The 12,814-nt window shown below is 57.5% G+C and carries 11 protein-coding genes; 2 read left to right on the top strand and 9 right to left on the bottom strand.

The features are described from left to right. Positions 1-14: 14 nt before the first annotated feature. The 9 genes from PG897_RS13260 to PG897_RS13220 all read right to left on the bottom strand — a co-directional run bounded on the left by PG897_RS13260 (position 15) and on the right by PG897_RS13220 (position 11,182). On the bottom strand, positions 15-614 hold the full coding sequence (locus tag PG897_RS13260) for an acyltransferase (protein WP_270829097.1): 600 nt from the start codon (positions 612-614) through the stop codon (positions 15-17). A 300-nt stretch (positions 615-914) separates the two neighbouring features. Then, positions 915-1,034 carry a sugar phosphate nucleotidyltransferase gene (locus PG897_RS13255; protein ID WP_270829099.1) on the bottom strand — a complete coding sequence of 40 codons (120 nt, stop codon included), beginning with the start codon at positions 1,032-1,034 and terminating at the stop codon, positions 915-917. A 26-nt stretch (positions 1,035-1,060) separates the two neighbouring features. Next, the gene (gene rfbC / locus PG897_RS13250; protein WP_043169753.1) at positions 1,061-1,624 is read right to left on the bottom strand and encodes a dTDP-4-dehydrorhamnose 3,5-epimerase; all 564 of its coding nucleotides are present in this window, start codon (positions 1,622-1,624) and stop codon (positions 1,061-1,063) included. A gap of 56 nt (positions 1,625-1,680) precedes the next feature. After that, the gene (gene rfbA / locus PG897_RS13245) at positions 1,681-2,565 is read right to left on the bottom strand and encodes a glucose-1-phosphate thymidylyltransferase RfbA (RefSeq protein ID WP_043169754.1); all 885 of its coding nucleotides are present in this window, start codon (positions 2,563-2,565) and stop codon (positions 1,681-1,683) included. 112 nt (positions 2,566-2,677) lie between these two features. Then, positions 2,678-3,565: a dTDP-4-dehydrorhamnose reductase gene (rfbD, locus tag PG897_RS13240; protein ID WP_043169756.1), complete on the bottom strand. Its 888-nt coding sequence runs from the start codon at positions 3,563-3,565 to the stop codon at positions 2,678-2,680. Continuing rightward, positions 3,565-4,650, bottom strand: a complete 1,086-nt coding sequence (gene rfbB, locus PG897_RS13235) for a dTDP-glucose 4,6-dehydratase (RefSeq protein WP_043169758.1) — start codon at positions 4,648-4,650, stop codon at positions 3,565-3,567. The genes rfbD and rfbB overlap by 1 nt, the downstream gene beginning before the upstream one ends. Before the next feature lie 760 nt (positions 4,651-5,410). Continuing rightward, on the bottom strand, positions 5,411-6,829 hold the full coding sequence (locus PG897_RS13230) for an efflux transporter outer membrane subunit (RefSeq protein ID WP_226008775.1): 1,419 nt from the start codon (positions 6,827-6,829) through the stop codon (positions 5,411-5,413). Continuing rightward, complete coding sequence (locus PG897_RS13225; protein WP_117402894.1) at positions 6,822-9,971, bottom strand: efflux RND transporter permease subunit; 3,150 nt, start codon at positions 9,969-9,971, stop codon at positions 6,822-6,824. Before PG897_RS13225 ends, PG897_RS13230 begins: the two co-directional genes overlap by 8 nt. A 17-nt stretch (positions 9,972-9,988) precedes the next feature. Continuing rightward, positions 9,989-11,182: an efflux RND transporter periplasmic adaptor subunit gene (locus PG897_RS13220; protein ID WP_270829095.1), complete on the bottom strand. Its 1,194-nt coding sequence runs from the start codon at positions 11,180-11,182 to the stop codon at positions 9,989-9,991. 143 nt (positions 11,183-11,325) lie between these two features. Here PG897_RS13220 and PG897_RS13215 point away from each other — a divergent pair, with 143 nt between their 5' ends. Both PG897_RS13215 and PG897_RS13210 read left to right on the top strand, forming a co-directional pair. Then, positions 11,326-11,967, top strand: a complete 642-nt coding sequence (locus PG897_RS13215; protein ID WP_043169799.1) for a TetR family transcriptional regulator — start codon at positions 11,326-11,328, stop codon at positions 11,965-11,967. Between the two features lie 237 nt (positions 11,968-12,204). After that, the gene (locus PG897_RS13210) at positions 12,205-12,708 is read left to right on the top strand and encodes a class I SAM-dependent methyltransferase (RefSeq protein ID WP_043169764.1); all 504 of its coding nucleotides are present in this window, start codon (positions 12,205-12,207) and stop codon (positions 12,706-12,708) included. The last annotated feature ends 106 nt before the right edge of the window (positions 12,709-12,814 follow it).

The following is a 12,814-nucleotide window of genomic DNA, read 5'->3' as shown; positions in this document are numbered from 1 at the left end:
AAGGGTACCACCAATCAGCAGTTGGCCACCTCTCGCCATTCATCCATGAGTGTCGCACTTATTATCTGAATTCCCGGAACACCACCATATATACAGTCATTTTCATTTATGTTTTTTGTTAGAATGGAACCTGCGCCAAGAATAGTACCATCAGCAACATCTGCCATTATGACAGAATGAGTGCCTATCCATACATTATTACCAATAGCCACTCTCTTTATCGGCAAGTTGGAATCGTGAAACTTCACCTCAAGATTATCAGTTTCATGTTGATTCCCCCCGCTCATGATAGACACATTTGCAGCTATAATGACATCATCACCAATAGAACATAAACTCACTACACTATTTTCTTCTATGCTACATCTACGCCCAATCTCCACATCCTGATACACTATATACGATCCAAAATGAACTCGGAGTTGACTTCCACATTTCTTAAGAGTCTTTTTATAGAAGATAAACCTTATATCATATCCAATAAAGCCTTTTATTTGTGACAATTCAATTGCTATATCTTTATATGGAAAGCCAAAGAATAATTTTAATAAAAACTTGTATACCCAAATACTCGCGATAGCATAATAAATACGTTTAAAAATTGATTTAATCATTGTGATTTACCATTGCTATTTAAGTGCTTAACAAAATCAAATGAAAGTAAACTTTTAACACCCGAGAGCATGAAAGTTATTACCATACCTCGTTTAAAAAATATATTCGCAAATGTCGTTCCTATTAACTCAGTAATAAATATTGAGTAGACTGCGCCCTGAATACCAATCATAGGCACCAGGGTGCAAGATATTAACACATTAAGAGCCGATAAGAACAACATTCTGAACATTAGATATCTATACCCACCGTTCGCTATTATCGCCCTAGAAGAAATAGTGGCAAAAATTGATAGTGTGCTAGACAAAGATAAAAGAAAAACAAATTTTGATGCTTCTATATATTGATAGTTTGATGAACGGTTTGGGATGCTGTTCACGCGAAATGGGCCATAATCTAGAACCGCTGCCACCACACATAATTGCAGGAATTAAAACTGTCATAGCTACACCATGAAATTATAGTTAAATTTTTTAGCCATCATAAATGATTTTGCACTTGCATCTTTCCTAGACAATACAGGGAACATATCATTATCCCATTTTATAGATAGCTGCTGATCATTCCAGCATATTGAATTTTCAAAATCTGGTTGGTAATAATTAGTTGCTTTATATAAAACTTCTGCGGTCTCTGTTCTTGTGATAAACCCATGAGCAAATCCTTCAGGAATCCATAATTGACGTTTGTTTGTATCTGACAAATGGGCTCCAACCCATCGCCCAAAAGTCGGCGAGCTTTTACGAATATCAACTGCCACATCAAATATTTCACCAATGATACAGCGCACTAACTTTCCTTGCGCATGCGGGGGAAGTTGATAGTGCAAACCACGCAATACACCTTTAGATGATTTTGAGTGATTATCTTGTACAAAGGTGACAGGGTATCCCACCGCTTCTTCAAATAGCTTATGATTGAAACTTTCAAAGAAAAAGCCACGCTCATCACTAAATACCCTAGGCTCAAATAGAAGTATGTCAGGGAGCTCCGTCTTTATTACATTCATCTCAGATATGCCAATTAAATTTATTCGTGGTACAGAGTGGTAACACCACCCAGATATCACATCAGACTTTGTTCAACCATTCTTAGCAAATATTGTCCATAGGTATTCTTTTCTAATGGTAGCGCGAGCGCACGTACCTGCTCTACATCAATAAATTTTTTGCGATAAGCGATCTCTTCTGGGCAAGCGACTTTCAACCCCTGACGAGTTTCGATAATCTGAATAAAGTTGCTCGCTTCAATCAGGCTTTCATAGGTTCCGGTATCAAGCCAGGCATAACCGCGGCCCATCATCACCACCGATAAACTACCTTGCTCCAAGTAGATACGGTTCACATCGGTGATTTCCAGCTCACCACGGGGCGACGGTTTCAGACCCTTGGCCATCTCCACCACACTGTTGTCGTAGAAATAGAGGCCAGTGACCGCATAGTTGCTCTTGGGATCCTGTGGCTTCTCTTCCAGCGAAATAACGCTGCCTTGCTTATCAAACTCCACCACCCCATAACGCTCCGGATCATGCACATGATAGGCAAAAACGGTGGCACCACTGTCTTTACTGGCTGCCGCTTCCAGCTGTTTCTGCAAGTCGTGGCCGTAGAAGATGTTGTCTCCCAGCACCAGTGCACAGGGGTCTGAACCGATGAACTCTTCACCCAGAATAAAGGCTTGTGCCAACCCGTCCGGGCTTGGCTGCACCTTGTATTGCAAATTCAGGCCCCACTGGCTGCCATCGCCCAGTAATTGTTCAAAGCGGGGGATATCTTGCGGGGTACTGATGATCAAAATATCGCGAATGCCCGCCAGCATCAGGGTGCTCAATGGGTAGTAGATCATCGGCTTATCATAGATCGGTAGCAGCTGCTTGCTGACAGCCATGGTGACGGGGTAGAGACGTGTGCCAGAGCCCCCAGCCAGAATAATGCCTTTACGTTTGGTCATGATGCTTGTTTCTTATTTTTAAATTACAAACGAGAAGGGTGGCTTGATACAACACCTTTCTGTTTTATCCCTGCCAGCCAGAGAGGTGTTCAATACGTCCCAGGCCTGTGATTTACTTGCCCAGAGTTTCGGTCAACATCCGCTCCACACCGACCGTCCAGTCCGGCAGTACCAGCTCGAAGGTGCGCTGGAATTTGCTGGTATCCAAGCGGGAGTTATGAGGGCGTTTGGCCGGGGTCGGGAAGGCACTGGTTGGCACCGCATTGAGCTGCGTGACCGCCAGTTCAACCCCGGCCTCTCTGGCTTTGGCAAACACCAGCTGGGCGTAGTCAAACCAAGTGGTGGTACCGGAGGCAATCAGATGGTACAGCCCGGCGACCTCGGGTCTGCTCTGCGCCACGCGGAGCGCATGGGCGGTGCAATCCGCCAGCAATTCAGCACCGGTCGGGGCGCCAAACTGGTCATTGATGACCGACAGTTCGCTACGCTCCTTGCCAAAACGCAGCATGGTCTTGGCAAAGTTGGCACCGCGGGCCGCGTAGACCCAGCTGGTGCGGAAGATCAGGTGACGCGAGCACAGGGCCGCAGCCTGCTCACCCGCCAGCTTGGTTTCGCCGTACGCATTCAGCGGTGCGGTCGCATCGGTTTCAAGCCAAGGGCGCTCACCACTACCATCGAACACATAGTCGGTGGAGTAGTGAACTAGCCAGGCTCCCAATGCCTCCGCTTCTCTGGCAATCGCCGCCACACTGGTCGCGTTGAGCAGTTCGGCAAACTCCCGCTCGCTCTCGGCTTTGTCTACCGCAGTGTGGGCCGCCGCGTTCGCGATGACATCCGGCTTCACCTGGCGCACAGTCTCCGCTACGCCGGCCGGCTTGCTGAAGTCACCGCAATAATCGGTGGAGTCAAAATCGACGGCTGTGATACGGCCCAGTGGTGCCAGTGCACGTTGCAGCTCCCAGCCAACCTGACCATTCTTGCCAAACAGCAGAATATGCATCAGGCACGCTTCCCGTAGTTTTGTTCAATCCAGGATTGGTAGGCGCCGCTCTTGACGTTGTTGACCCACTGCTGGTTATCCAGATACCACAGCACTGTCTTGCGAATGCCGGATTCAAAAGTTTCTTGCGGTTGCCAGGCGAGTTCAGCGCTCATCTTGCTGGCGTCAATGGCATAACGGCGGTCATGGCCAGGGCGGTCGGCCACGTAGGTGATTTGATCGCGGTAGGAGCCGGCTTTGGGCACCATTTCATCCAGCAGATCGCAGATGGTATGCACGACTTCCAGATTCTGTTTCTCGTTGTGGCCGCCGATGTTGTAGGTCTCGCCGATGACACCTGTGGTGACCACGGTATAAAGCGCGCGGGCGTGATCTTCCACATAGAGCCAGTCACGGATCTGGTCACCCTTGCCGTACACCGGCAGCGGTTTGCCATCCAGCGCGTTGAGGATCACCAGCGGGATCAGCTTCTCGGGGAAGTGGTACGGACCGTAGTTGTTGGAGCAGTTGGTGACGACGGTCGGCAGACCGTAAGTACGGCGCCAGGCGCGCACCAGATGGTCACTGGAAGCCTTGGAAGCAGAGTAGGGGCTGCTGGGGGCATAGGGGGTGGTTTCGGTGAAGAGCGGCAGTGCCACACCGGGGACCACTTCATCCGGATGGGGCAGGTCGCCATACACCTCGTCGGTGGAGATATGGTGGAAACGGAAGGCCGCCTTGCGTACCTCATCCAGGCCGTTCCAGTAGGCGCGAGCCGCTTCCAGCAGCATGTAGGTGCCGACGATATTGGTCTCGATGAAGTCGGCGGGGCCGGTGATGGAACGATCAACATGGCTCTCGGCAGCCAGGTGCATTACGGCATCCGGCTGATACTGAGCAAACACCCGATCCAGCTCGGCGCGGTTGCAGATATCCACCAGTTCAAAGGCATAACGTTCACTGCTGGCGACACAGGCCAAGGATTCCAGGTTGCCCGCATAGGTGAGTTTGTCGAGGTTGATAACTGAGTCATTGGTATCTCGGATGATATGACGAACAACCGCCGAACCGATAAAACCAGCACCACCAGTGACAAGAATTTTCATAGTTATGCTCTTGAAAATTAATAGAAAACTTAGTTTTTAGACGCACTGAATCGACGATTACCCTCGTCTTTGCAGAGAATGTCTGATGCTGTGCAAATCAAAAGCGATAGCTACCGCCCCTGAGTTACAGCCCCCAGTTTGCTGCTTTTAACCAGAATGTATGTGCTGTTGGTCATAATGCCCTCCAGCTTGGGATTGTTCTGCCATCGTCCCTGATGACAAGATTGCTGTCTGTTTGGCCTTCAACCTGGCCGTTGCACAAGCTGAAGCCATATAAATTGCTATGCCCCAAGGACAAAGTCTGGATTCTAGCGCCTTTCCCAGCGCCTTGAATAGCCAAAACAACCTTGCTCAAAACAAGTCATCTACAACCCATTTTGCTGTTGCTCAACACTCTATTGGTGGCCGGAAATGTTCGGTCATCATTCAAAAAGCCCCTATCGACACCTCATCATCATTTTCCACTGCTAATATCCCAAGTAAAAATAGTGATAAATTGCGTATCGGAGTGGAGCTAGCTCACAAGAACACCATTTTGCTCCAATCCTTGAAGAAGATGAGTAACACTTTCTTACAATTGCCATTCACTGAATGCTCAGAATTCAGGTCTTTTCACCCATCTCTGCAGCCTGCCGATAGACTGTCTGCACGACGTATTATGTCATTTGGGCTTCATATGTATATGTTTTTGCTCAAAAGAAACGGGGCGAACCCGATGGTTCGCCCCGTATTGGCCTGCTGATGGAAGGTATGAGTGTGCCTACTGCTGGCGCTCGCCCTTGTCACCCTCGGTATCGGTGGCTTGCCAGCCGCCGCCGACGGCTTTGTAGAGCGCGACCTGGTTGCTGAGCTGCGCCAGACGGGTACTGATCAGCCCCTGCTTGGCACTGAACAGCGAACGCTGGGCATCAAGCCGGGTGAGATAACTGTCCACCCCCTTCTCGTAGCGCACCTCCGCCAGCTTGAAGTAGGTCTGGTTTGCCTCCACCAGTGCCTGCTGCGCCTGCAGCTGCTGCTGATAGTCAGCCTGGGCGCCGAGCGTATCCGCCACTTCCTTGAACGCGGTCTGGATGCTCTTCTCGTAGCTCGCCACCGCCTGCCTGGTGCTTACCTCGGCCACATCCAGATCCGCGATGCGCTTGCCACCGTCAAAAATCGGCAGGTTGATCTGCGGCATGAAGGTCCAGGTACCGGTGCCGCCATCAAACAGTCCGCTCAACTGGTTGCTGGCGGTGCCCGCCGTCGCGGTCAGCGAGATGGTCGGGAAGAAGGCCGCACGGGCGGCGCCGATATTGGCATTGGCCGCCTTCAAGCTGTGCTCGGCCGCCAGGATGTCCGGGCGCTGTTGCAGCAGGCTGGATGGGGCACCTACCGGGATGGCCGCCAGCCGCACCTCGGCCAGGGTTGCCGGCTGGGTCATCAGCGCGGGGACGCCCGTCCCGAGCAGCAGCGCAAGGCCGTTGCGATCCTGCTTCACCTGCCGTTGATACTGGGCCAGGCTCACCTTGGCACTCTCCAGCGCGGTACGGCCCTGGGCCAGCTCCATTTCGGAGGCGGCCCCCAGCCGGTACTTGTGCTCGGTTAGACCATAGCTCTCCTGCTCGGTGGCCAGGGTCGCCTCGCTCAACGCGAGCAACTCCTGATCCGCCAGCAGAGTGAGATAGGCGTTGGCCACCGAGGCGATCAACGCGATCTGGGTGCTGCGCTGGGTCTCCACCTGCGCCAGATAGTTTTCCAGCGCCTGATCTTTGAGGCTCTGGATCCGGCCGAACAGATCCAGCTCGTAGGAGGTAATGCCGATGTTGGCACCGTACTGGCTGCTGATGGAGCCCTGCCCCGTGCTGCTGAGATCGTCCGATCCCTGCTGACGGGTACCCGAGCCATTGGCCGCCAGGGTCGGCAGTTGGGCCGCCCGCTGGATCCGGTATCTGGCCTCGTAGGCCTCCACGTTGAGGGCCGCGATGCGCAGATCCCGGTTGTTCTCAAGAGCCGTGCCGATCAGCTGCTGCAGAGCGGGATCGAGAAACTGCTGGCGCCAGGGGGAGACAGCCGCCTCCCCTTCCACCTGATTGCTCTGCCAGGCGGCACCTTGCGGCAGCATTGGGCGTTGGTAATCGGGGGCCATGGAACAGCCCCCCAGCAGCAGCGTCACGCTCAGGGCGATCAGGGTCTTAGTCATGTTTGATCTCCTCGGCATGGGCCAGACGCGCCTGCTTGGTGCTGTGCTTGGTGAAATAGCGCATCACCAGCACGAAGAACAGCGGCACGAAGAAGATGGCCAGCACGGTGGCACTGATCATCCCCCCCATCACGCCGGTACCGATGGCGTTGCGGCTGCTGGCGCCGGCCCCGGTACTGATCACCAGCGGCAATACGCCGAGGATGAAGGCGAGCGAGGTCATCAGGATCGGACGCAGACGCAGGCGCGCCGCCTCCACCACGGCTTCGCTCAGCCCCATGCCCCTGTCATAGAGCTCCTTGGCGAACTCGACGATGAGGATCGCGTTCTTGGCCGACAAACCGATGGTGGTGAGCAGGCCCACCTGGAAGTAGACGTCGTTCTCCAGCCCGCGCAGGGTGGCGGCCACAATAGCCCCCAGCACCCCGAGCGGCACCACCAGCATCACCGAGAACGGAATGCTCCAGCTCTCGTAGAGGGCGGCCAGACAGAGGAACACCACCAGCAGCGAGATGGCGTACAGGGCCGGCGCCTGAGAGCCCGCCTGCCGCTCCTGGTAGGAGAGACCGGTCCACTCGATGCCGATGCCTTCCGGCAGCTGCTTCACCATCTGCTCGATGGCGGCCATGGCGTCACCGGTACTCTTGCCCGGCGCCGCTTCCCCGACGATCTCCATCGCCGGTACGCCGTTGTAACGCTCCAGCCGTGGCGAGCCGAAGCTCCAGTCGGTGCTGGCAAAGGCGGAGAAGGGCACCATCTGGCCCGCGCTGTTGCGCACGTACCAGAGCTTGAGATCTTCCGGGTTCATCCGGAAGGGGGCATCCGCCTGCAGGTAGACCTTCTTGACCCGGCCTCTGTCGACAAAGTCGTTCACATAGGCAGAACCCCAGGCACTGGAGAGCGTGCTGTTGATGTCGCTGATGGAGAGCCCCTGCGCCAGCGCCTTCTCGTAGTCGATCTTGATGTCGAGCTGGGGAGTGTCTTCCATCCCGTTCGGGCGCACCCGCACCAGGTTCGGATCCTGCGCCGCCATGCCGAGCAGCTGGTTGCGCGCCGCCATCAGCTTGTCGTGGCCCACGCCGGCCCGATCCTGCAGGAAGAAGTCAAAGCCGGTCGCCGTCCCGAGCTCCGGGATCGGAGGCAGGTTGAAGGCGAACACCTGGGCTTCCTTGATGCTGAACAGGTAGCCCATGGCGCGGCCGATGATGGCATTGGCGCTGCGATCCGGCGTGTTGCGCTCCTTCCAGTCTTTCAGCTTGATGAACGCCATGCCGCTGTTCTGACCGCTACCGGCGAAGCTGAAGCCCGCCACCGTCAGCACGGAGTCGACGTTATCCTTCTCGTTTTTCATGAAGTAGTCGCGCATGTCGGCCAGCACCACCTCGGTGCGCTGCTTGGTCGCCCCGACCGGCAGTTGCACCATGGACATGATGACCCCCTGATCCTCTTCCGGCAGGAAGGAGGTGGGCATGCGCATGAACAGGATGGCCAGTACCGCCAGCATGGCGGCATAGATGATGCCGTAGCGCACCCCTTGCTTGACCACCTTGCGCACCCCGCTCTGGTAGCGGTTGGCGCTGGCGTCGAAGGCCCGGTTGAACCAGCCGAAGAAGCCGCGCTTGGCACCGAACTCGCCATGCTTGATGGGCTTGAGCAGGGTGGCGCACAGGGCCGGGGTCAGGATCAGTGCCACCAGCACCGACAGCACCATGGCCGAGACGATGGTGAGCGAGAACTGGCGATAGATGGCACCGGTCGAGCCGCCGAAGAAGGCCATCGGCACGAACACCGCCGAGAGCACCAGGGCGATCCCCACCAGGGCGCCGGTGATCTGGGTCATGGACTTGCGGGTCGCCTCGAGCGGAGAGAGATCCTCCTCGCTCATCAGGCGCTCCACGTTCTCCACCACCACGATGGCGTCATCCACCAGGAGGCCGATGGCCAGCACCAGACCGAACATGGTCAGAGTGTTGATGGAGAAACCGAACGCCGACATGACGCCGAAGGTCCCCAGCAGCACCACGGGCACCGCAATGGTCGGGATCAGGGTGGCGCGGAAGTTCTGCAGGAACAGATACATCACGCAGAACACCAGGAAGATCGCCTCCACCAGGGTCTGTACCACCTCCTCGATGGAGATCTTCACGAACGGCGTGGTGTCGTACGGGTAGACGATCTCCATGTTGGCCGGGAAGTAGGTGGAGAGCTCATTCAGCTTGCCACGGACCTTCTCGGCGGTATCCAGCGCGTTGGCACCGGTTGCCAGCTTGATGGCCACCGCCGCGGTGGACTGACCGTTGTAGAGCGCCTCGGCATCGTAGCTTTCGCCAGCCAGCTCGACTCTGGCCACGTCTTTGAGCCGCACCTTGGAGCCGTCCTGGTTCACCCGCAGCAGGATGTCGTTGAACTCCTCCACGGTGGAGAGCCGGGTCTGCCCCATGATGGTGGCGGTGAACTGCTGATCGGTCACCGCCGGGGTGCCCCCCAGCTTGCCGAAGGCCACCTGGGTATTCTGCGCCTTGATGGCCGCCTGCACGTCACCCGGGGTCATCTGCACCCGGTTGAGCTTGTTGGGATCGAGCCAGACCCGCATGGAGTACTGGCTGCCGAACAGGGTGATGTCCCCTACCCCGTCCAGACGACTGAGCGGCTCCTTGATGTTGGCCACCACGTAGTCGGCCAGGTCATCGTTGGTCATGGCGCCATCTTTGGAGATGAAGGCGGCCACCATCAGGAAGCTGCTGGAGGTCTTCTGGACCCGGATCCCCTGCTGCTGTACCTCTTGCGGCAACAGCGACATGGCTTGCTGCAGCTTGTTCTGCACCTGCACCTGGGCGATGTCGGGGTCGGTCCCCGGCTGGAAGGTGAGGGTGACCGATACCCGGCCGGAGGAGTCCGACTGGGAGGACATGTAGAGCAGGTGATCCAGCCCGGTCATGTTCTGCTCGATGATCTGGGTCACCGAGTCTTCCACCGTCTTGGCGGAGGCCCCCGGGTAGCTGGCGGAGATGCCCACCGCCGGCGGCGCAATGCTCGGATACTGGGCAACCGGCAGGCCTATGATGGCCAGGCTGCCCGCCAGCATGATCACCAGGGCGATCACCCAGGCGAAAATGGGTCTGTCTATGAAAAATCGTGCCATGAGGCGACTACTCCATCCTACTTGTTGGCCGGGGCATTGGCCGGCGCCTGGGCAGACGGCGCAGCGGCGCCCTGTTCAGCCGGCGCCACGACAACCCCGGGTTTTACTTTTTGCAGGCCGGCGACGATCACCCGCTCGCCGGCCTTGAGACCGGATTCCACCACCCAGTCACTGCCGACGATGCGGCCCAGCTGCACTTCACGCAGCTCCACCTTGTTGTCCGCCGTCACCACCATCACGGTAGCGCCGCCTTTCGGGGTACGGGTCACCGCGGTCTGCGGCACCAACAGCCCTTCGGCGCGCTCGCCCTCCTGCAGGGTGGCACGCATGAACATGCCGGGCAGCAGCAGCTGATGAGGGTTGGGGACGATCACCCGCAGGGTCACCATGCCGGTGGTCTCATCCACGGTCACGTCGGAGAACTGCAGCGAGCCCTCTTCCCCATAGGTGGAGCCATCTTCCAGCTGGAAGCTCACCCGGGCGCCTTTCTGCTCGTCCTGGGTCAGCTTGCCGGCCGCCACCTGGCGCTTGAGGCGCAGCAGATCGGCGGTGGACTGGCGCACGTCCACATACATGGGATCGAGCTGCTGGATGGAGGTGAGGCTGTCGGCCTGCTGGGCCGTCACTAGTGCCCCCTCGGTCACCGCAGACTTGCCGATGCGACCGCTGATGGGGGCCGTGATGCGGGTGTAGGCCAGGTTGATGTTGGCGCTCTGCAGCGCCGCCTTGGCGGCACCGATTTCGGCCAGCTGCTGCTTCCAGGCTGCATCGGCGTCGTCAAACTCCTGGCTGCTGATGGCCTTCACCTTCACCAGCTCGGCATAGCGCTTGGCCTTGAGGCGGGCGCTCTGCTCGTTGGCCTGCGCCTTGGCCAGGTTGGCCTTGGCACTGGCCACCGCAGCCTGATAGACGGCGGGGTCGATCTGATAGAGCAGCTGACCGGCCTTGACGTCGCTGCCCTCGGTAAAGAGGCGCTTGAGAATGATGCCGCTCACCTGGGGGCGCACCTCGGCGACCCGCAGCGGGGCGCTGCGGCCGGTCAGCTCGGTGGTGAGCTGCAACGGCGCCGTGTGCAGGGTGACGACATCCACCGCGGCCGGCGGCATCGCACCGGGTCCTTGCTGGGCGGGGCCCTGTTCGCCGCAAGCGGTCAGCAGACCGCTCGCCAGCAGCGCAAGGCCGACTGAACGTGCGAGAATATGTTTATGCATGAAAAACCTGAGCCTCTGTCTATCAATGAAAAACCACAGGGTTTATAGGACCCGGTTGGTAAAATTGGAAAGATGAGGCAATATACATACATTCATAAATGTATGTAAGTGACTTTTTTTACTTTTACAAGGTGCGCAGAGAGATGGCCAGAAGAACCAAAGAAGAGGCGCAGCAGACCCGCTGCCACATCATGAGTACGGCCCTGGGTCTGTTCTGCTCACAAGGCCTGGCCAAGACCAGCCTGACCGATATCGCCAGGGCCGCCGAGCTGACCCGGGGCGCCATTTACTGGCATTTCAAGAACAAGGAAGAGCTGTTCGTCTCCCTCTGGGAGGAGCTCTGCCAGCCCCTCTCCCACCAGCTCGATGCCTGCGTCTCCGAGCAGGAGCCCGACCCCCTCGGCAAGCTGCGTAGCTTCCTCAAGGGGGTGATCATCAAGATAAGCACCGAACCCGCCCATCAGCAGATGTTCACCATACTGTTCAACCTGGAGTCGCTGGAGGGAGAGGCCATCTCACTGCGCGAGCACATGCGCAGCCAGTCCAACAACTTCTTCCGGGATCTGGAGATCACCCTGGGCAATGCGGTGCGCCTCGGCCAGCTGCCGCGGGAGCTGGATCTGCAGCGGGCAGCCACCCTGCTGCACTGCACCCTGGATGGCTACATCATCAACTGGCTGCACTTCCCGGATCGCATCGACTTGCGCCAGGAGGCCGACTTTGTGCTGGACAACCTGTTCGCCCTGATCGCCCAGTCCGGCGGCCCGGCCACCCGCCGCACCTGACTCACAGCCGCTCAGCACGGGTCCATTGGCCGGCGCAAATACTCTCCAGTATCCTCCCCTTCCTTTGGCGCCCCGGCGCCAAATTGGCTCAAATTTGCTATAGTCACGCCCCCAAAACTGAGTAGCGTCCCCGAAAAAGTGCCCGCCATGTCCCGTTCGTCTCCCCATTGCCCGCCGATGCCCCTTGCCACCCCCTCAGTCGACCCACTGTCAGTCGCGCGTCAGCAGTTTCTGGCCTTGCTCCATTGTGGTGCCCATCTGCTGGAGGCGGGCTGCGGCGAAGGCGACGATCTCTGCTTCTTTCGCCAGCAGGGGCTGGTGGTGACGGCCTTCGATGCCCGCCTGGCGCAGGCCAGGGTAGCCTCGCGGCGCAGCGGTCAGCCGGTGCGTGTCTGCCGCATCGATCAGCTGCGCAGCGTGGTGCCCTATGACGGCATCTGGGCGCGCGGGGCATTGCCGCTGCTCGCGGCCAGCGAGCTCAGCGAGGCGCTGGCGCACCTGGCTGGCCTGCTCAAGCCTGCCGGGCCGCTCTACTGCGCCTTTCCCCACCCCAGTGGCCAGCCGGCCTTCAGCGACGGCACGCCTGAAGCCGCCTCTCCCTTAGCCGAAGATCGCCTCTCCCGACTCGATGAGGAGAGCCTGCGCCGGCTCATCGCCCCGCTGCCGCTGCAACTGCAGCAGTGCTGGGAGAGCGAGCAGACGGATGGCCGCTGGTTGCACGCCCTGCTGCTTCGCAGCTGAAGGGCCGCACCAAATTAATCACCCGCTACACTCCGCGATAACCTGGCCAGTGGCTATCACCACCATGATCACATTTAACAATATTTAACTCGACATTAACGCACCT

This window comes from Aeromonas sp. QDB20, from assembly GCF_027707805.1.
Lineage (GTDB): Bacteria > Pseudomonadota > Gammaproteobacteria > Enterobacterales > Aeromonadaceae > Aeromonas > Aeromonas dhakensis.
Note: the sequence above shows the minus strand (reverse complement) of the source record. Positions and strands in the feature narration are given on the sequence as shown.

What these genes read in the sequence shown, in the direction of transcription:
- PG897_RS13255 (WP_270829099.1), bottom strand. Translation starts at nt 1,034, where the DNA reads ATGTGTGGTGGCAGCGGTTCTAGATTATGGCCCATTTCGCGTGAACAG.
- PG897_RS13230 (WP_226008775.1), bottom strand. Translation starts at nt 6,829, where the DNA reads ATGACTAAGACCCTGATCGCCCTGAGCGTGACGCTGCTGCTGGGGGGC.
- PG897_RS13225 (WP_117402894.1), bottom strand. Translation starts at nt 9,971, where the DNA reads ATGGCACGATTTTTCATAGACAGACCCATTTTCGCCTGGGTGATCGCC.
- rfbB (WP_043169758.1), bottom strand. Translation starts at nt 4,650, where the DNA reads ATGAAAATTCTTGTCACTGGTGGTGCTGGTTTTATCGGTTCGGCGGTT.
- rfbC (WP_043169753.1), bottom strand. Translation starts at nt 1,624, where the DNA reads ATGAATGTAATAAAGACGGAGCTCCCTGACATACTTCTATTTGAGCCT.
- PG897_RS13220 (WP_270829095.1), bottom strand. Translation starts at nt 11,182, where the DNA reads ATGCATAAACATATTCTCGCACGTTCAGTCGGCCTTGCGCTGCTGGCG.
- rfbA (WP_043169754.1), bottom strand. Translation starts at nt 2,565, where the DNA reads ATGACCAAACGTAAAGGCATTATTCTGGCTGGGGGCTCTGGCACACGT.
- rfbD (WP_043169756.1), bottom strand. Translation starts at nt 3,565, where the DNA reads ATGCATATTCTGCTGTTTGGCAAGAATGGTCAGGTTGGCTGGGAGCTG.
- PG897_RS13215 (WP_043169799.1), top strand. Translation starts at nt 11,326, where the DNA reads ATGGCCAGAAGAACCAAAGAAGAGGCGCAGCAGACCCGCTGCCACATC.
- PG897_RS13260 (WP_270829097.1), bottom strand. Translation starts at nt 614, where the DNA reads ATGATTAAATCAATTTTTAAACGTATTTATTATGCTATCGCGAGTATT.